Origin of the sequence: Proteiniborus ethanoligenes (assembly GCF_900107485.1) — a bacterium.
Lineage (GTDB): Bacteria > Bacillota > Clostridia > Tissierellales > Proteiniboraceae > Proteiniborus > Proteiniborus ethanoligenes.
This window is the reverse complement of record NZ_FNQE01000006.1, coordinates 1-21,352: the sequence shown is the minus strand read 5'-3', so window position 1 is coordinate 21,352 and position 21,352 is coordinate 1. Positions and strand designations below refer to the sequence as shown.

At 33.0% G+C, this 21,352-nt stretch carries 16 protein-coding genes; all 16 read left to right on the top strand.

The features are described from left to right. Nucleotides 1-14: 14 nt before the first annotated feature. A complete protein-coding gene (gene eutH / locus BLV37_RS03620) occupies nt 15-1,118 on the top strand; it encodes an ethanolamine utilization protein EutH (protein ID WP_091727409.1) in 1,104 nt (367 codons plus the stop codon). 74 nt (nt 1,119-1,192) lie between these two features. After that, nucleotides 1,193-2,296 (top strand): ethanolamine utilization protein EutH, encoded by a 1,104-nt coding sequence (gene eutH, locus BLV37_RS03615; RefSeq protein ID WP_091727407.1) that lies wholly within the window; start codon nt 1,193-1,195, stop codon nt 2,294-2,296. 37 nt (nt 2,297-2,333) lie between these two features. Further along, nucleotides 2,334-4,115 (top strand): aminopeptidase P family protein, encoded by a 1,782-nt coding sequence (locus tag BLV37_RS03610; RefSeq protein ID WP_091727404.1) that lies wholly within the window; start codon nt 2,334-2,336, stop codon nt 4,113-4,115. A 134-nt stretch (nt 4,116-4,249) separates the two neighbouring features. After that, entirely contained in the window at nt 4,250-5,605 is a 1,356-nt protein-coding gene (gene rlmD / locus BLV37_RS03605; RefSeq protein WP_176967855.1) for a 23S rRNA (uracil(1939)-C(5))-methyltransferase RlmD, read from the top strand. Between the two features lie 1,042 nt (nt 5,606-6,647). Further along, complete coding sequence (locus BLV37_RS03600; RefSeq protein ID WP_091727399.1) at nt 6,648-9,137, top strand: histidine kinase N-terminal 7TM domain-containing protein; 2,490 nt, start codon at nt 6,648-6,650, stop codon at nt 9,135-9,137. Continuing rightward, nucleotides 9,121-10,509, top strand: coding sequence for a sensor histidine kinase (locus tag BLV37_RS03595; protein WP_091727396.1), 1,389 nt, complete (start codon nt 9,121-9,123; stop codon nt 10,507-10,509). Before BLV37_RS03600 ends, BLV37_RS03595 begins: the two co-directional genes overlap by 17 nt. 20 nt (nt 10,510-10,529) lie before the next feature. Further along, complete coding sequence (locus BLV37_RS03590) at nt 10,530-11,156, top strand: response regulator transcription factor (protein WP_091727393.1); 627 nt, start codon at nt 10,530-10,532, stop codon at nt 11,154-11,156. Between the two features lie 117 nt (nt 11,157-11,273). Then, nucleotides 11,274-11,660 carry a hypothetical protein gene (locus BLV37_RS03585; RefSeq protein ID WP_091727390.1) on the top strand — a complete coding sequence of 129 codons (387 nt, stop codon included), beginning with the start codon at nt 11,274-11,276 and terminating at the stop codon, nt 11,658-11,660. Between the two features lie 22 nt (nt 11,661-11,682). Continuing rightward, nucleotides 11,683-16,737, top strand: coding sequence for an S-layer homology domain-containing protein (locus BLV37_RS03580; RefSeq protein ID WP_091727387.1), 5,055 nt, complete (start codon nt 11,683-11,685; stop codon nt 16,735-16,737). Between the two features lie 570 nt (nt 16,738-17,307). Beyond that, nucleotides 17,308-17,640 (top strand): hypothetical protein, encoded by a 333-nt coding sequence (locus BLV37_RS03575; protein ID WP_091727384.1) that lies wholly within the window; start codon nt 17,308-17,310, stop codon nt 17,638-17,640. Between the two features lie 174 nt (nt 17,641-17,814). Continuing rightward, a complete protein-coding gene (locus tag BLV37_RS15400; RefSeq protein WP_280140107.1) occupies nt 17,815-17,937 on the top strand; it encodes a glycine zipper domain-containing protein in 123 nt (40 codons plus the stop codon). A 199-nt stretch (nt 17,938-18,136) separates the two neighbouring features. After that, nucleotides 18,137-18,466, top strand: coding sequence for a hypothetical protein (locus tag BLV37_RS03570; protein ID WP_176967854.1), 330 nt, complete (start codon nt 18,137-18,139; stop codon nt 18,464-18,466). Nucleotides 18,467-18,715: 249 nt separating this feature from the next. Then, nucleotides 18,716-20,323, top strand: coding sequence for an SWIM zinc finger family protein (locus tag BLV37_RS03565; RefSeq protein WP_176967853.1), 1,608 nt, complete (start codon nt 18,716-18,718; stop codon nt 20,321-20,323). A gap of 141 nt (nt 20,324-20,464) precedes the next feature. Continuing rightward, entirely contained in the window at nt 20,465-20,734 is a 270-nt protein-coding gene (locus BLV37_RS03560; protein ID WP_091727376.1) for a type II toxin-antitoxin system RelB/DinJ family antitoxin, read from the top strand. Further along, on the top strand, nt 20,731-20,994 hold the full coding sequence (locus BLV37_RS03555) for a Txe/YoeB family addiction module toxin (RefSeq protein WP_091727373.1): 264 nt from the start codon (nt 20,731-20,733) through the stop codon (nt 20,992-20,994). The genes BLV37_RS03560 and BLV37_RS03555 overlap by 4 nt, the downstream gene beginning before the upstream one ends. A gap of 105 nt (nt 20,995-21,099) precedes the next feature. Beyond that, on the top strand, nt 21,100-21,352 hold a 253-nt coding region (locus BLV37_RS03550), incomplete at its 3' end, for a helix-turn-helix domain-containing protein (RefSeq protein WP_143031478.1).

Genomic DNA, 21,352 nt, shown 5'->3' with positions numbered 1-21,352 from the left:
TAAGGGGAAATATAATGAACGAAATAATACTCTATACAATATTCGCATTTGCTGCAATAGGAGCTATAGATAAGCTACTAGGGAACAAATATGGATTGGGAGAAAAATTTAATGAAGGTTTTATGGCAATGGGAAGCCTAAGCCTTACTATTATCGGGATATATGCCTTAGCTCCAGTACTATCTACTGAGCTTTCAAAAATAGTAACTCCTATATTTGCAGCCATAGGTGCAGATCCATCTGTATTTCCTGCGTCTATACTTGCCTGTGATATGGGTGGTTATATGTCAGCAGCCAATATGGCGCAGTCAAAGGAAATGGGACTGTTTTCAGGACTGATACTAGCCTCTATGCTAGGGGCTACAGTAGTATTTACCCTCCCCATAGGAGCAGGCATTATTGAAAAGCAGGATCAATACTATTTTACTAAAGGCATATTATCTGGTATGGTAACTATACCTATAGGTAGCTTTGTAGGTGGAATACTGTTAGGTGTTCCTATATATATTCTTTTGATTAATATGATTCCGATTATTTTAATGGGGCTAATCTTTATTATTGGCTTGATTAAATTTCAGAATAAATTAGTAAAGGGATTTGGTTATTTTAGTAGACTAATAATGATAATAGGCGCCCTTGGACTTATTGTAAGTATATTTGAAAGAATATCTGGCATTACTCTTATACAAGGAATGGAACCCTTTGATGAAGGACTTAAAATAGTAGGCAGTATAGTTATAGTATTGTGCGGAGCTTATCCCATGATGCATATAATCACAAAAATATTTAAAGCACCATTATTAAAGCTTGGAGAGAAAATAGGTGTTGGAGAAAATGCAGTAGTGGGAATACTGATAACCTTAGCTAACAGTATCCCAGCATTTATGATGATGAAAAATATGGACAACAGAGGAAAGGTCCTATGCTCTGCATTTGCAGTCAGTGGTGCTTATACCTTTGGTGGTCAGCTAGGCTTTGTAGCTAGTATAGAAAAAACAGCCATAGTTCCATTTGTTGTATCTAAGATAGTAGCCGGAATTAGTGCAATTATACTAGGCTTAATTCTTACTAGAAATATTAAAGAAGACCATAGGCTTACTATTGAGGAATGTAACTAAGAGAATTATAAAAATATACAGAAGCTAAAGCACATGAACATATTAAGACAACTTGTGCAATTAGGGGGGACGATATGAGTAAAACAATACTATATATAATATATGGATTTGCTGTACTAGGTTGCATAGATAAAATTATAGGGAATAAATATGGCTTAGGGGAAAAGTTTAACGAAGGATTTTTAGCCATGGGTAACTTGGCTATACCTGTAATTGGGATATATGCACTTACGCCTGTAATAGCCCATCAATTATCAAAAATAATAACTCCACTGTTTGAATATATAGGAGCAGATCCATCTATATTTCCTGCGTCAATTCTCCCCTGCAACATGGGTGGATATACTGCTGCGATGAACATGGCACAAAGTAATGAAATAGGAGTGTTTTCAGGATTTATTTTAGCCTCTATGCTAGGAGCTACCATAGGATTTACAATACCTACAGGTGCAGGAATTTTAGAAAAAGAAGATCAAATGCTATTTACTAAAGGAATATTAGCAGGTATGATAACTATACCCTTAGGCTGTTTAGTTGGTGGTTTATTATTAGGCTTATCTATACCAGTTCTCCTTATAAATATTATTCCGGTTATATTTATTTCAATTGCTTTTACAATAGGCTTAGTAAAATGGCCTAATCAGTTATTAAATGGCTTTAATCGCTTTAGCAAGGCAACAACTATAATAAGCACATTGGGGATTACCATAAGTATATTTGAAAAGATATCAGGACTTACATTAATCCCTGGGATGAGCCCTTTTGATGAAGGATTAAAAATTGTAGGAACTATAACTATAATTCTTTGCGGGGCATATCCTATGATTCATGTGATCACAAAAGTATTTAAGACCTCTCTTTTGAAGTTTGGGAATATGTTAGGCATTGGAGAAACTGCTGTTTTAGGCATGTTAATTTCCTTATCAAGTAATGTTCCTTCCATGATTATGATGAAGGATATGGACGAAAGGGGGAAGGTGCTGCTGTCAGCATTTCTAGTAAGTGGAGCCTTTACCCTTGGTGGACAGCTAGGCTTTGTAGCCAGTATAGATAAAACTGCAATAACACCATTCATACTATCGAAGCTAGCCGCAGGAGTTAGTGCAATTGCAGTAGGTATGGTTCTAACTAGGAATATGAGTAGCTATGGAGAACCTATTAATGCAGAATTAAGTTAATGTAAGCTTAAACATATAATGAAAGGAAGGGTGGATTATGCAAGTAAATGAAAAGCTTAAAGAGATTCGAAATTTAATGAAGGAAAAAGGAATGGATGCTTATGTAGTGCCAAGCTTTGATGCACATCAAAGCGAATATGTACCAGAGCATTGGAAATCAAGGGCGTGGATTTCAGGTTTTACAGGCTCAGCAGGAACAGTAGTAGTTACATTAAATGAATCAGGATTGTGGACTGACGGAAGATATTTTATACAAGCAGAAAAAGAGCTTCAAGGTACAGAGATAAAGCTTTTTAAAATGAGACAGCCTGGAGTACCTACCTATTCAGAGTGGCTAAGAGACACTCTTAAGCAAGATGCCTGTGTAGGCTTTGACGGCAAAGTGTTCTCCTGTAATCAATCAAAAGAATTAGAAGAAAAGTTAAAAGAAAAAAACATAAGCATAAATGATAAATATGATTTGATAGATTTAATATGGGAGGACAGACCAACACTTCCTTTAGAGAAGGTGTATATTCATGATGTAAAGTATTCAGGCAAATCTACTAAAGAAAAGCTAAACATAGTTAGAGCGGAAATGAAGAAAAAAGGGGCTCAATATTATATAATAAGCAGCTTAGATGATATAGCTTGGCTATATAACATAAGAGGAAATGATGTAAGCAATAACCCTGTAACCATATCCTATGCCTTAGTTTCAATAGATAGTGCTATGCTTTTCATAGATTCAAGAAAGATAACTGATGAAGTGAAATCCACCCTAGAGGACAATGGAGTTGAAGTTAGAGGATATGAAGAAATTGAAAATATATTAAAAGGTATTGAAAAGAATTTAAGTATTTACTACGACCCAAACAAGGTAAGCAGGTGGCTTTACGGATGTATGCCTGAAAACACAAAGAAAATAGAAGGAAAGGATATTTCCATGCTTCTTAAAGCCATAAAAAATGAAGTGGAAATTGAAAATCTTAAAAAATGTCATATAAAAGATAATGTGGCTATGGTGAAATTCCTTTATTGGCTGCATAATACAATAGGTAGAGAAGAAATAACAGAGGTGTCTGCAGCTGAAAAGCTTGAGGATTTTAGAAGAGCTCAGGAAGGCTTTATAGATACTAGCTTTGATACTATAGCCGCATATAGGGACCATGCAGCCATGATGCACTATAGGGCTACAGAGAAAAACCAATATACACTAAGTCCAGAGGGCATGTTTCTTGTAGATTCTGGAGGACAGTATCTTGACGGTACTACTGATATTACAAGAACTATAGTATTAGGGAAAATAACAGAGGAAGAAAGAAAAGACTTTACTTTAGTTCTTAAAGGGCATATTGCATTATGTAGAGCTAAGTTTTTACATGGAGTAACAGGAACAAATTTAGATGTATTAGCTAGACTTCCACTATGGGAGCAAGGCATAGACTACAAATGTGGTACAGGACATGGGGTTGGTTTTCTGCTTAGTGTTCACGAAGCACCACAAAGATTTGGGGTCGAATACAATGATGCAATCCTTGAAAGTGGAATGGTAATAACTAATGAACCAGGAGTATACAAAGAAGGAAAGCATGGAATAAGAACAGAAAACACATTATTAGTAGTTGAGGATAGATCAACAGATTCAGGACAGTTTATGAAGTTTGAAGTCCTATCCTATTGTCCAATAGATTTAGATGGAGTTGACTTTAGTATGCTAACTAATGAAGAGAAGGATTGGTTAAACAACTATCATAAAGATGTATATGCAAAGCTATCCCCATATCTAACTGATGAGGAAAAACAATGGCTCAAGGAAAATACTAAGGTAATACAGTAAATTGATAAATTTCTAAGAAGATATAATGCATAAATATTATAGGGCAAAATGCCCTATAATATTTTTTGTTTTTGCGAACATTAGTATATAATAATACTGTAATATTATTTTTGAAATCATAGGAGGAAATCATAGTGAAGAAAAACGATGTATTAGAATTGTATATAGATGAAGTATTATTCCCCAACAAGGGAATTGGTAGAATTGGAGACAATAAGATTATAGTTAAGGACGCTATAAAAGGTCAAAAAGTAAAAATAAGAATATCAAAAAAAAGAAAAGATAAAATAGAAGGAAAAATATTAGAAGTACTCCAAAGAGCACCTATAGAACAAGAGCCTTTTTGTAAGCATTTCGGCATATGTGGAGGCTGTTCTCATCAAACCTTACCCTATAAGGAGCAGTTAAACATGAAAAGTAGCCAAGTGCTTAAACTTTTAAGGGATGCAGGCATAAATGATTTTGAGTATCTAGGTATAGAAGGAAGTCCATCAGAGTATGAGTATAGAAACAAAATGGAGTTTACATTTGGAGACCTAGAGAAGGGTGGAGAGCTAAGCTTAGGAATGCACCGCAAAGGGAGATTCTATGAAATAGTTACAGTAGATGGATGCCAAATAGTAGATGAAGATTTTGTTAAGGTGCTTACTACCATATTAAATTATTTTAAAGGGAAAAATGTAAAGTTTTATAATAAAAGAAGTCATGAAGGTGTTCTAAGACATTTAGTAGTAAGAAAAGCCATAAAAACTGGGGAGCTCCTAGTAAATTTAGTGACCTCATCTCAGCAGGAGCTAAACCTAAATGAGCTTATTGAAATACTTAAAGAGACTAACTATAAAGGAAAACTAGTAGGTTTTTTACATACTATAAATGATGGACTTTCAGATACGGTGCAAAGTGACGAAACTAAAACACTATACGGAAGGGATTATATAATTGAAGAAATTCTTGGACTTAAATTCAAAATCTCAGCATTTTCATTTTTCCAAACAAATACATTAGGAGCAGAAAAGCTATACTCCATAGTCAGAGACTTTGCAGGAGATAAAAAGAATAAGCTAATATATGACCTATACTGTGGCACAGGTACTATAGCTCAAATCATGGCAACAGTTGCAAATAAGGTAATAGGCATAGAAATAGTAGACGAAGCAGTAGAAGCAGCCAAGGAAAATGCAAGACTGAATAATCTTGATAATTGTATGTTCATAGCAGGGGATGTAATGGAAAAGGTATCTGAGCTTAAAGAAAAGCCTGATTTAATAATCTTAGATCCACCAAGAGACGGCATCCATCCAAAGGCAATACACAAAATATTAGATTTTGAACCAGAGGAATTCATATACGTTTCCTGCAAGCCAACCTCACTAGCAAGAGACCTACCAATCTTCGTAGAAAGAGGCTACAAGGTAACAAAGGTTAAGTGTATGGATATGTTTCCGCATACGGGACACGTTGAAGTGGTTGTGAAGATTGTAAAATTATAGGACCTAGTTATATCAAAGAGTTGGATGATTTTAAGGCATTGAATGTACAGATGATATTCAATGCTTTTCTGTTCATGGGAACATGCCCATTAAAAATAGTATCAATATTAATTTTAAAATTAGTTTTTAGATAGTATCAAAATATAAAGATTTAAAAAAAAGATTACAATTATACCTATTTAACATACAATATAAGTATAATTGTAGTGAAAGAAGGAGAGAATCATTGCTTCTACAATTTGGGATGCGTTAAAAACCTCAAACCTAAGCTCTGATTATATTCAATTTGGCACGGACACTAATCAAACCCTAGCTCATGGCGGGCTGGTTCGCGCAATCGAAATAGTACAGCGTCCGGAAAATATCTGTGGAGTACAGGGAATAACTTTGGAATAAGCGGCAACTTCTACAATAACATGAGCAAAACTTATAGCAGCCATCGAATAGCATATAGTTTTACAGGATATTCGCTTTTGTAAAGACAATTTGCCTTTTCAAAATCGACGAATAATCCCAGGTGACAGGCATAGTATTGAAGGAAATTACAGGAGGTGTCAAGATGAATTCAGCTTCGCATAATTGTTCACGTAAACGACATGCAAGAATTGTAGGCTGTTCAATACTAGCAACAATTCTTATTAGAGTATAATTCTGATGACATTGGACAATTGGGATATTTAAAGAGGAAGTGCGTATATAAAGTGGTTATAAAATATTGATCTAGCACGATTTATAGGAATAGAAGCTGTTATTATAAGTATTATATATTCTAGATTTAAAGTATATCTGAAATACTAAGTACATACCTGGTTTTAAAATTATTAGCATTAAGTTTGATTATATTTAATAAGAATGTTTATTTAGATGACTTGTATGGTATAATATTTGAAAGAAATGGAAATTTACCTGTATTTATAGTGATTGTATTATTGGTTTCACCGCTAGCTATAAGTTGTCTAATAATATAGTGCTAATCCTTACAAGGATGTGGAAAACACTTTATATTATTATAATTTAAAAAACAAAGGTGAGGTAGGATGAAATGGGAAAAAAACTTAAAATCATAGCTATTACTCTGATAATAATTATAATATTTGCATCCTTTTTCACCTTTGTAAATAAAGATTTAAATAGGCATAAAGAATCAAATTTCTCTATAAATTCATTTGAAGATTGTAGGGAGATAGTTTTATTAAAAGCTACACCTAATTCTATAATAAGAACCTTTGAAACAGTATTTCTAGAATATACCATAAGGCTAGTAGAAGAAAGGACTCTAGCATATTTTTTATCTAAAGGTAGAATCACTATGGCTTACGATGTCCAAGCCCTGCCCTTGATAAAATCTAGTAAGGATAAATTTTATTTTTATCCAATATATAATGATAAAGTAGTTATTTTACAAGATTTTCAGCAGATAAACAGCGCTATTATGAGTTGGGAAGATTTAAAATCTATAGACCATAAATTAAGCTTGCCTTCAGATAAGTTAGAATTACAATATATTTGCTCAGCTATTTCCTACGAATCTATAGGTGAAGTAAATCATGATTATACATATAAATATTTAAAAGAAATAAATGAACAAAAAAGATTATATATAGATGATCCAAATACCCCATTACAAATACGTCTTAAATCAACAACCTTAAGTCAAATATCCAGTAGAGATTCTTATAAAATAGTAGAAAACGAAGATCCCTCCTTAGTCTATCAACTTGGTATACTGTCATGGGATCCAATTCCAGAGGAAAAAATTAAAGAAATACAAAATTCTTATATAAGCTTAGAAGAAAAGCTAGGAAAAGAAAACCTAGATAAATTAAATGAATTAGCATCAGAGCAAGAGCATTTCTTTTCGCCAGAAATGATAGAACAATTTATTTCATCCAATGAGATTACAACAAAATTTAATAGAAATGTATTAGGAATCCAAAAATTTGTTCCAATAGATGATATAGAACATCACTTATTTAGCCTAATACTAATAATTATTATTGTAGTATGGATAAAACATAGTCAAAAACATATTATCTATTCAGGTATACGGGTAGGGCTACTAATTACTGGAATTTTAATAATTTCTTGGCTTATATTGACTATATTTAAATCTGCCATATATGACAATCCGCTTGTAGAACGGATATCTTGGTATCTATATTATGGCTTTATGTTGCCCATTCCAGTGATATCATTATATATAGCTGAAAATGCGGATAGGCCTATGGATAGATATATATCTAATGGGGTTAAATTAAGTAGTATTATTTCAATTTTATTCTTATTATTAGTATTTACAAATGATAAACATCAATTAGTATTCAAATTCCACTCCTTGGATCAAAGAACATGGAATAGCCAATATAGCTATGGCATTGGCTATATATCACTTAAATTATGGTTTATAATTAGTCTGTTCGCAGCATTTTTTATAATGATGAAAAAAGCTTGGGATTCACCAAAACGAAAAAACATATTAATTCCAATCCTAGTCATTCTACTAGGTATATTATATAGCTCTTTATATAATTCAAGAGTGCAATTTTTTAGTGAATTACCACTGACTTTTGGTATGAGTATATTTATAATAGGTTTTTGGACAGCGGCAATATTTTTTGATTTAATTCCCGTAAATAAAAGTTATCCTTTAACTTTTGAAGAAAGCACTATGGACATGCAAATACTTGACTTAAAATCAAATATAATTCACAAAACAAAAGGGGCAACTCCCATATCAGAGGAAATGGAGAAGGCAATAATAGAAAGAGATAAGGAAGTATTTGTTTACAAAGACAATATATTAGTTTCCACTACAGCCATATCTGGTGGCAAGGTGATCATAAAAGAAGATATATCTATAATCAATGAATTAAAAAATTCACTTGAAAAGGTTACAGAAGAACTGGAGAAAGAAAACAATATTCTCTTAAAGAAAGAAAAGATAGAAAGAGAATTAGTCTTTGTTAGAGAACGAAACTATATTTTGAAAGAAGTAAGTAAGATAATAAATGAAAAAACCAGGGAAATGAAAAATCTACTAGAAGGGATAGAAGAAACAGAATTAATAAAAGACAAGGTGCGGAAGGAAATTTATAGATTGGCAATATATAGTAAAAGAAAATCTGAACTATTAATAAAATCACAACAAGAAAAGACTTATTCTATGGAGGATACATCTAATCTACTAGAAGAAATAACCAAAGAGATGCCAAAGGGATATACATTTTTTAGTCGGCCAAAAGGGGAAGTAAACCTTGATACTGTAAAAATCTTATATGATTATTATCATCAAGCATTAAATATAGGGGTGGGAATAGGTATCCAGAACATAACTACAAGATTATATAAAGAAAATAAAAAAACATATCTACATTTATTGGTGGATGAAAATGGCAATAGGATCTACATAGAATTAAAAGATTTTCTTTCTAATAGATTATCAACTAAAATCAGAAAAAAATCAATAGATAGTTCTACATCTATTATTCTTAGTATAGAAGAGGGAGTAGAAGATTATGATGGAATTATATAGTAGTTTAAATTCAAGTATAATATTTATTTTCATGATATTATCAGTTTTTGTAATAATTATTCAAGCAATGTATATTACATTGATAAAAAAGAATATAGTCCTAAAGATATATGAAGTATTAAATATTGCATATTTAATACTATTATCACAGATGCTACGTAGCCTTAATAGTGGGTTAAACTCATCTATATTGATGGAAGGAATATACGATCCTTTTATATGGCTTATAGGCTTTATTACAATTACTATTGGCTTATATGCTTATAAAACAATACAGAAAAACCACATAATCTGTGGATTACTACTGGTGGTTATAACATTCCCAATTATGGAAAGATTGCCTTATAAAACATATACTTTTTTCTTTGTGATTTCATTGTTTGGCCTTGGTATAAGGGGATATTTATTATATAAAAAAGAAAATAGAAAAGAAAGAACAGAAATAACGTATAATTCCATAAAGGAAGCAATGGACGCTCATTTTATAGGAATATTATTTGCAGAAACTAATGGCCAAATAACCCTGATAAATAATAAAATGGCAATTTTAATAAAGAAGATAACTGGGGAATATAAGAGAAATGCAAATAAATTTTGGGATTTTATATTAGAAGAATCATCCGATTCAATATGTTGTAGACAAGAGAAGGATTGCTATATAATGACTGATACAGAAGGAGAAAAATGGCAATTTAGAAGGGAAAAGATTTTTAGAAAAGAGAAAGAAATATATCAAATAATTGCTACCAACGTAACCGAACAAGAAGCTATAAATCAAAAACTTAAGCAAAAGAAAAAACAATTAGAAGAGCAGGGCTATGAATTAAAAGCTTTAATAGAGAATGTAGAAGAGATAGAAAGATTAAAAGCATACAGTATTGCCTATGAACATATACATGATATGCTAGGTCAGAAGATATCTATTCTGCAAAGAATGTTAAAATCAGACGAGAATCTTCAACTAGAAAAACTAGAGGAGTTAATAGATAATTTGGTGAAAGATATAAATAGTGTAGAAGAAAGGTCGTCAGAAGAAATTTATCAGAATTTGGTTGAATCTTTTAAATCATTAGATATACAAATACATAAAAATGGTGAAGTGCCACAAGACCCTAAGATATCAAATATATTAGTAGGAATAGTAAGAGAAGGAATAACAAATGCAGTGCGTCATGGAAGGGCAAAAAATATCTATATAGATTTATATGAGGACAAAGATCATTATCTTAGTATTAGAAATGATGGAGCTGTCTCACCAGAAACAATTTATTGGGGAAATGGTCTTAAAAGTATAGAGAATAAAGCTAAAGAATTGAATGGAATACTAAATATAGATACAAGGCCGGAATTCAAATTAACTATTAAATACTAGGCAGAGAGGTGATGTAAATCATGATAAAGTTATTATTCATAGATGATCAGCCAATAATCTTAAGATTCCTAGAAGACATTTTCAGCGACAAGGTAAAATATGAAATAGTAGGCAGCTTAACTCAAGGAAAACTAGCAGAATTGTGGTGTGAAGAAAAGAAACCTGATGCTATATTTTTGGATATTCAAATAAAAGAGGACCATATCAATGGTCTTAAAATAGCAGAAATAATAAAAAGAAAATATCCTAATATTAAAATAATAATGATGACAGGTTATGATGAAATTTCATATCTACCAAGGGCAAAAGATATAAGAGTAGATGGTTTCTTGTTCAAAAGTTATCCTGAATCTAAGTTTATAAAGGCATTAGATGAAATAATCTATCAAGGGAAAAAAGTATTCCCCGACGAAGATCTACAAATACCAGTAACGCATGGACAGACTTCACTAACCTGGAGAGAAATAGAAGTTTTAAGGCTTATTTGCAAAGATTATACTAATAAGGAAATAGCTAGTGAACTTTTTGTAAGTGAAAGTACAATAAAAAGACATGTGGAAAAACTTCTTTCAAAGACTGGGAAAACATCTAGAGCAGGTTTAGTTTCCCATGCCATGTCTGGAGGTTGGATAGACCCAAGTATATAATAAATTTAGAAAAGACCTTTTAAGGTCTTTTTTTATGTGCAAAAACTGGTCGAATGACCAATATACAAAGAAAAAATATAAATGTAAAATTAAATTAGCAAGCAAAGGAGGGTGGATATGGGAAAAAAAATAGTTTTTTTAATGTACACTAGTATGATAGGCCAGGGGTTGGAAAGAGAATTCCTAACACAAAAAGAATATGAAACGGTATTTACTAATGATTATGAAAACACAGAATTATATTTAAATAAGAAAACACCAGATATTATCCTTATAGAAGTACCAGACCATTCATCCTACCCAATAGGCTACTGTATGCAAGTATCTGATCGATTCAAAAAGAAATATCCTCAAATCAAATCCATGCTGTTTTTAAACCACACTCCTATGGAGGAAATAATCGAGGAGGTGATTAAGGCAAAAAAAGAAAATAGGATAGATGGATTTACCACAAGCTTTACCAGATTGGAAGAGATAGTAGCAGGCTTAAAAGCTTTAAAATAAAATAAAAAGAGGAGGAGAGTTTATGATTAAAAAAATTATAGCAGTCTTTATAGCAATTGTGATAGTCTTTGGAACAATTCCAATTGACGTTTTTGCTAATAATAGCCAAGAACCAGCCAAATTTGAAGATATGCCTGAAAATTGGTCAAGGGCAGCATTGGAAAATGCCGTAGAAAATGGACTATTATCAGGGGTAGATGGCAAAATAATGCCAAATGAAAAACTAACAAGGGCACAAATGGCAACAGTGATTACTAGGGCCTTTGGAGCAAAAGACAAGGGCAACATATCAAAGTTTTCAGATGTAAAAGCTTCAGATTGGTTTTATGACAGTATGTCAAAAGCATACAAGATGGGGGTAATAAAGGGTTCTAACAATAAGTTAAACCCAAAGGAACCAATTACTCGTCAAGAAGCTTTTGTAATGATCGCAAGAGCATTCAAGTTAGAACCAGCAGATGTACTTAACAAATCATTTGAAGATACAGATCAGATTTCTGATTGGGCAAAAGAAGAGGTCTATTCTGTAATTAACAATGAATATATTCAAGGTTCTAATGGAAAAATCAATCCCAAAGGTAATATTACAAGGGCAGAATTTGCACAAGTTTTCTACAATATTGTAAAAGAATACATTCAAACAGAAGGCACCTACAAAAACCTTGCAAAAGGCAATATCATGGTTAGTGTACCTAATGTCATACTAAAAGACCTAACCATAGAAGGTGACCTCATAATAGGTGACGGAGTAGGAGAAGGAGATGTCATCTTAGATAGTGTAAAGGTAAGGGGAAGGATTGTAGTTCGTGGTGGTGGAGAGAATTCCATCATCATCAAAGGAAACTCAGACATATCAAATATTATAGTAGCCAAAGTAGATGGAGTAGTAAGTATTAAAGTACAAGGCGATGCAAATGTTGAAATAATATATATAGATGACGAATCTGATGACGTTAACATAGAAGGGCAAATAGGTAATCTACAATTAATGGCATCAGGAATTATAGTAGGTGCTATAGATAGCCAGATTAAAACAATAGACATCATAGGTAAGAATTCAAAGGTAATAATAGACAAAGACTCAAAAGTTGAAAATATCAATATAAATAAAGAAGCAGTTGGAATAAAACTAGAAGTAGTAGGGATAGCTGATAAAGTTACAACTCAAGCCCCAAACACACAAATCACGGGAAAAGGAAAAGTTTCCAAAGTAGAAGTAAAAGAAGGGGGCAATAATGCAAAAATTGAAACAACAAATACAAAAATCCAAGTAGATAAGGGAGTTACAGGAGTTACCCTACCCCCTACCCCACCAAGCCCTAGTAGTAGTGGTGGCAGTAGTAGTGGTGGTGGCAGTAGTAGTGGTGGAACAACAGTAGTGTCAGTAGGTTCTATTAACATCAACAAATCAACGACAACATTAGTAGAAGGAACAACAGAAACTCTAACAGTAACATTTACACCAAGTAATGCCAGCAACAAAACCATCACTTGGACAACAAGTGATGCAAGTAAAGCAACAATAGATTCAACAGGTAAGGTAAGGGCAGTGAGTGCTGGAACAGCTACCATTACTGCAAAAAGTAATAATGGTAAGACAGCAACATGTGTGGTTACGGTAACAACAACAGTAGTGTCAGTAAGTGCTATTAACATCACTCCAGAAACCTTGAATTTAACAGCAGGTGGAGCAACAGGAACCATAGTAGCAACAGTTTTACCTGATAAGGCAACAAACAAGAGTGTTACTTGGACAACAAGTGATGCAACTATAGCAACGGTAGTTAATGGTGTTGTTACACCAAAAACAGCAGGAACAGCAACAATTACAGCAACAACTGTGGATGGTGGATTTTCAAAAACAATATTAGTGACAGTAAATCCTGTAACACCACCAGCATATTCATCAACAAAGGCACTTGCAAATGCTACAGTAACAGTAGCTAATGGTACAAGCGAAGCTGATGCAAAAGCAGCATTAGATAAAACAGTAGAAGTAGTTGGAACAAAAGGTGAAACAGGCACAGCTAATATAGCTTGGACAATAGCAAGTTATGATGGAAATACAGCTAATAATTACACAGCAACAGGTGTATTAACCTTACCAACAGGCTGGACAGGAACAGTAGCAGATGTAACTGCCACAGTAACAGTAAATCCTGTAACACCAATAGCATATGCATCAACAAAAAAACTTACAAACGCTACTGTATCAGTAGCAAATGGAACAAGTGAAGCAGATGCAAAAGCAGCATTAGATGCAACTGTAGAAGTAGTTGGAACAAATAGTGAAACAGGCACAGCTAATATAGCTTGGACAATAGCAAGTTATGATGGAAATACATTAGGAGAATACTTAGCAACAGGAGTATTGACATTACCAACAGGCTGGACAGGAACAGCAGGAAATGTAACTGCGACAGTAAGAGTAACTAAAGCTAATGTTCCTAGTTCTATTACATTGGGCTCTAGTATATTAAATTCAACCAATCCTTATTTAGTAGACGATAAACCAGCAACGACAGGAACGCTTGGGGATGGCAAGTGCACAGCACATTTTGATTCATTAACTGGAGTTTTAAGCTTACAGGGCTATGTAGGTGGAAAGATCCATATTAATGAGGCAGGCAAGGATCTCCGTATTAAATTAATAGGAAATAATAACAAAATTACTGGCGGACAATTTGGTATCCATAATGATAAAGGAGATATTTATATTACGTCAGATAATGAAGCATCCTTAGAAATTGAGATAAATTCATCTTCCGCTGGTGCGGCAATTGCAAATGGATGGATGACCATGACTGAAAACCCTTCCGTGTTCATCGGCGGTAAAGTTAAACTAACAATAAAAGCCGAATATACTGGAGAACAAACTACTAATAGTATAACTGGTATTTATGCTGGAAGAGGTTCTGTAAAAATTCAGGATCAAGCAGATTATTCCGCTACTATAACAAATTCAAAGTATCAAGGACGAGGAATATACTCAAACGGGAAAACTATAATAAATACCTCAGGAAAAATAGGAATCGATGTTTCAAATAGTGATCAAGGTGTAGGAATATACGGTAATAGTGGTATAGAAATACAGCAAGTTAATTCCATGCTTATAACAATACCTTCAACCGGTGATACTAATACAAAATTCACAAGTGGAACAGTTGATGTATCATCAGGAGTTGCCGTCAACAAATCAGCTACAGAAGCTAGCTACAGAAGCGGTACACCATACACGCTAGGGCTGGAAGGTGGAAATATTACCACAGCAACAGGAGGAGTTATAGGCTCACCACATCAATACCTAGAAGATGATGTAATAACAATCCAATCTACAATATCTGAAGCTAATTTTGATAGATGGACAAAAGCAAATGGAGCAGCATTAGAAACATCATTATTTATAAATAGTACTACTGCAAACACCGCCACAGCAACAATTAAGATGCCGGCTGGAAGTCTAAATATTAAAGCTAGAGAAAAGGAAACTGGAGCGGTAATAAATATAGCAGCAATACTAGGAGTAACAGCTCCAGTAACAGGGGCAACTCCAGTAACAACTATCGCTGGAACAGAACAATACACAGGAACTGTAACTTGGTCACCAAAAGCAACAAAATTTGCTGGAGATACAGCTTATACAGCAACGATTACTTTAGTAGCAAAATCAGGATTTAAGTTAGATGGAGTAGCTGCTAACTTCTTTGAAGTAGAAGGTGCAACAACAGTAACTAATGAAGCGGATACAGGCGAAATAATAGCAGTATTCCCAGCAACAGCAGCTGATACATTAATAAATATAGCAGCAATACCAGGAGTCGAAGCACCGGTAACTGGGAAAACTCCAGTAACAAAAATAAATGATACAGAACAATATACAGGAACAGTAGAGTGGTTACCGGCAGATACAAAATTTGCTGCAGAAACAGTTTATACAGCTACAATAGAATTAACAGCAGAAACAGGATTTACATTAGATGGCGTGGCTGCTAACTTCTTTACAGTAAATGGTATAGCAACAACCCATGTGGCGGGAGTTGTAACTGTAAAGTTTCCAGCAACAGCAGCATCTGATTTTGCCGGTGGAACTGGGACAGTAGGAGATCCCTATCAAGTATCTAATGCAGAGCAACTGAATAAGGTTAGAAATTATCCGGGTAATAATGTGTACTTTAAACAGACGGCAGATATTGACCTTACAGCTTATCTTGGTGTAGGTGGAGCTGGATATAACGAAGGTAAAGGTTGGGTTCCAATTGGAAAGGACGTTTTTGGAGAAAGGTTTTATGGAAATTATGATGGAGGAGGATTTGAAATCACCGGGCTTACTATAGTAAGTTCAGAAGATTATCAGGGACTTTTTGGAAATGCTTCACAATATACAAACTTGAAAAATATTAATTTAACAGGGGTTGATATAAAAGGGAACTCATATGTTGGAGGCTTAATTGGGAATTTTGGTTTTGGACAGTTAGAAAACTGTCATGTGTCAGGTAAAGTAGAAGGCACTGGAAACTTTGTAGGTGGATTGGCAGGACTATATAATAATAGCAATGTTGGCGAAGGCATGAAAAACTGCAGTACCTCAGTTGAGGTCATAGGCATAAATTATGTAGGTGGATTGGCAGGTAAAAGTGGTTATACTACTATAGACAGCTGCTATTCAAAGGGCTCAGTTAAAGGAGTTGACATTGTAGGTGGACTGGTAGGTAATGTGGCTTTGAGTTCAAATGTTAAAGTAACTAATAGCTACTCCCTAGCTTCAGTCACAGCAACAACAACCTATGGACGTGTAGGTGGCCTTGTAGGTTTAAATCAGAAAGCTATAGAGAATTGCTACGCTGCAGGTAAAGTAACAGGTAACGTAACCAATGCAGGTGGTTTAGTGGGTCAGAATAAAGATGAAGGGGCTATAACTTCAAGCTACTATGATTCTGAAAAGACTGGTCAATCTGACACAGGCAAAGGAGACGGTAAAACAACAGTAGATATGATGAAGAAGACTACATTTTCAGGGTGGGATTTTGAAACTATATGGACAATAGTCGAAGACTCTTCATATCCTACACTAAGGTAAAAAAACAAAGTATTTAACATTTAACTGCATAATCAAAACCCAAATCACCCTCGTAGGCAGAGTCGAAACCAGGCTCACCTGCGGGGGTTTTGGTTTTTGGGGGGGGAAGCGTACTTACCTACGTCACGGGGGCGGGGGTGTTTTGCTGTTTTGTGGACGTGTTTCCTCGGAGGGGGCACGTTGAAGTCGTAACCCTGCTTACAAGGAGTGAAGCGAGTTGTAAGTAGAGGTACTTCTCATGTCAGGAATGTCCAAGAAGACAAGTGAAGCGAAGGCTGATTGGTTACATTCTACGGCGGAGGTAGTCTTCTGATGACGTATTGTGGTCTGGATAAAGAATAATAGGGTTTGACCACAACATATAGTGGTTTGAGAGTGAAAAAAGGGTCAAAAATCGGTGGAAAAACACCGTTTTTTGACCCTTTTAAATAGGCCATTTGACAGATGACATTGTATAATTGGAGATATTTGAAGAGTAAATGGTTAAATTTAGTTGATGTTATGGTATGTGAATTATATACTATAGATGAAGATTAGTATTAGAATACGTCTTTAAAAAGGAGTGATTTCATGAACAGCAAATCAATAGTTTATATTTTAAGCACCTTAATCTGCAGTTCAGTTTTTGTAATTTTTGGCACTTATGCCTTAAAAAAGAAAGGCCCTGTTCACTTCTGGGCGGGTTCGGTTGTTAAAGATGAAGAAATAAAAGATGTAAAGGCATATAACAGGGCCAATGCTTTTATGTGGCTTGGGGCTGGAGCTATAATCGCATTTTCAGGTTTTGCTTCTCTTATATGGAAAAGTAAGATGATTTCTTTGGTTTTTGTGTTATTAATATTTTTTATTATAATCATTATGATGGTTCTTTATCAGAAAATCTATAATAAATATAAAGCATGAAAAGCTTATATTTATGTAATAGTTTGCCTATAGCTTATTTTAATTAGATACGCACTCTTAATAACTATATCTTAAGGGGAGTATTATATACATCATGAATAACCTATATATTGGAGGTGTTGATGTGGCAAATAAAAATGATAATAGTGACAATGGAGCTAATCCTATTGGAACTTGATAGGAATTGGATTAACTTTAGGTACTGTCATTGGGGTAATAGTTAAAAATATTCCTATTGGAGTTGGGGCAGGGCTCGCACTTGGAGTAGGAATAGGTTCTAGTATAAATAAAAAATAAGTATGTATAAAGTTCTAGAAATATTTTAGATGTATTCTTTATTTTATGCACAACTAATAAGATGTAAATAAATTGATAAAAATACATGGATTGGATTATAAACAATTCTAATACATCTATTTTTATATAAAGAAAATTGAATATAGAGAATAAGCTGGCGAAGTTGAGGTCAAGAAGACCAATATACTTCGATTTTTTTATGTCTAAAAATAGAAAGAGAGGATTGAGAACAATGTCAAAATTATTTATGTATGGAACATCACTGGAGGGAATAGAACAACTGGCCGTAGAATGTAACCAATCACTTCTCCCTACGGTCGAGTTCTTGGACATTCCTGACATGAGACCTACCACTATTTATTTCATAAATAGGGTTAGGGCTTCAATGGTTATGGTTCCAAATTTCCAGCCAAGAAGAAGTGGTATAGTCATTAACAATTATTTCAACTGCCAAGGGGGTGGAAAAGATTGCAACTGCAATGTTCTTAATGTTAACAATAGATGGAATAAATATGGATACATTGGGTAAGATTTGAAAACTAATGTGTATAGGTTTAGATATAAGGATTTAATAAGGAAATGTTTTGGTAAAATAAATAACTATTATTTAAAGGTTTAATTACTAAATAAGGACATTTTTAAACAAAGACTTTGAAAAAAGATAGCATTAAGGAGGTAGTTATATTATTATGGAATATAGTATTACTAGTGAAAAGAGAATATATTTTAGCATAAAGGAGCGAAGATAATGTGAAAGGACTTATTTCAAGATCATATATTGGAAAGAGGGATAGATTATTTTATTCGTAACCTTGTTGAAAATGTATATGTTAAAGACAACATAATAGAAGCTACTGTACATGGAACTGAAGAATATAAAGTTGAAATTGTGAAAGATAATGATGAAATTAGAGATTTAAGTTGCAACTGTCCATATGCAGATGGTGGAAGTAATTGTAAGCATATGGCGGCAGTATTATTTTATTTAGAAGACAAAGAGAATACTTTAGCAGGAAAAGATATAGGCGAAAGTATTGGTAAATTAGTAGAAGAAGCAGATAAGATTATAATTGAAGATTTTTTAATTGATATTCTGAAAAATGATGAAAAATTATTAAACAAATTTAAAAGTAAATTACAGTGTGATATTTCACCAACAGATATGAAGCGTTATAAAAATCAAGTAAATATTATTTTTAGGAGATATGCAGGACATCATGATTTTGTTGATTATAAAAATGCCAGGAGTTTCATATCCGAACTTGAAGAAATTCTAGATAATGATATACAAGCAATGCTAGATAACAATCAACTGAAAGAGGCCTTTGAACTTACTAATTATATATTTATTAAAGTTGGAAATCAAGACATGGATGATTCAGATGGTGGAACTGGAGAAATAGCCAACAATTGTCTACAAATATGGCAAGAAATACTATATAAATGTGATGTTAAACTTAAAAGAGAAATTTTTAATTGGTTTATTGCTCATTTGGATGGTTCGGTTATAGACTATATGGAGGATTACATAGAACAGTTTATATTTGATAATTTTAAAGAAGAAGAATTTCTGGAAAACAAACTTATATTTCTTGATAATGAGATAAACGAATATAAAAAAGATAAGGATTCATGGTTAAGTAGCTTTAGGCTTGGTGAATTAGCTTTGCACCGTATAGAAATTCTAGAGACAAAGAATGTAGACCAAAATAAAATTGAAGAATATTGTAAAGAGAACTTGGAGATTAATCAGGTTAGGAAATATTATATTGATATTTGTATTAATAAGAAAGACTACGATATGGCAATTGAGTTACTTAGGGAAGGTAAAGACAAAGAAAAAGATTGGCCAGGACTTTTAATCAATTATAGTTTGAAGTTAAAGGACTTATATAAACAAATTGGCAAACATAAATTGTATGAAGAAGAATTATGGGCATTAGTATTAAACTACAAAGCAGGGGATGTGGAATTATATAAAGAATTAAAATCAATTTATACAGATAAAGAATGGATGAAAGAAAGAGAAATAGTGTTTAGTAAGCTATCTCCCTATAGAGGAATTGATAAATTATATGAGCTAGAGGGATTATATGATAGATTAATTGAGTTAGTTGTAAATTCCCATGGATTATATATGGTGATGGAGTATGAAGAAATTTTAAAAGATATTTATCCAAAAGAGCTTCTTAATAAATATGAAAATACAATAAAGGCTATGGCAACAAATACTTCTGGCAGGGCACACTATAGAGAGATAGTATCTATTTTAAGAAGAATGAAGAAGTATCCAAAGGGTAAAGAAAAGGTATCGGAAATTGTAAGTGATTGGAGATTAAGATATAGAAATAGACCAGCAATGATGGATGAACTAAATAAATTATAGCATGTGAAGATTTTTTAATTATTCTTTATATTTTTCTTGTATATTATTATAATAAATACATAAGATAAAAGAAATTGCATATACACTGTATTGACATTGTATATACAATTGAGTATAATATACTTAAAGGGAGTGATTAATATGGCTCAAATAAATATTCGTATTGATGATAATTTAAAAGAACAAGCAGAAATCTTATTTGAAGAATTAGGCTTAAATATGTCAACAGCCTTTAATGTATTTATCCGCCAAAGTATTAGGCAGGGTGGTATACCATTTGAAATTACAACACAAGTAGATCCATTTTTTAGTGAATCAAATATAAAAGTACTTCAAGAATCCATTAAGGAGGCAAGTGAAAGCAAGTTTGTTTCTAAGTCATTAGAAGAGTTGAAGGAAATGGAACAATGAAGATAAACTTTACAGAAATAGCATGGCAAGATTATATCTATTGGCAAGGACAAGATAAGAAGACAATAAAGAGAATAAATCAGCTTATTCAAGACATTGACCGCAATCATAATGAAGGAATAGGAAAACCTGAAGCATTAAAAGGAAATCTATCTGGATGGTGGTCAAGAAGAATTGATGATAAAAACCGATTAGTTTATAGAATACAAAATAATATAATTGAAATAGCACAATGTAAAGGACATTATGATGATAAGTAAAAGATAAATTATATGGAGCAAAGCCCTCAAGAAAATTTGATATGCTCCCCTTGTAGTAGACAGTTAAAATAATAAAACTGTTCACTACAAGGAGGAGTATTTTTTATGGGAAGAAAAGGTGCATTTACAACAAATGAGAAACTAGAATATGTCCATAGATGTTTAGATGGAATAGACTCCATTAATAATACTGCTAAACTTATTGGCGTTGACAATAGCACCTTAAGAGAATGGATTAGAAATTTTCAAGCACTAGGTGTTGATGGATTAGGTACTTCTAAGAATTCTTTTTATTCAGAAGAAATTAAGAATATAGCTGTAAGAGATTACTTAGATGGAAAAGGATCATTAGCTGATA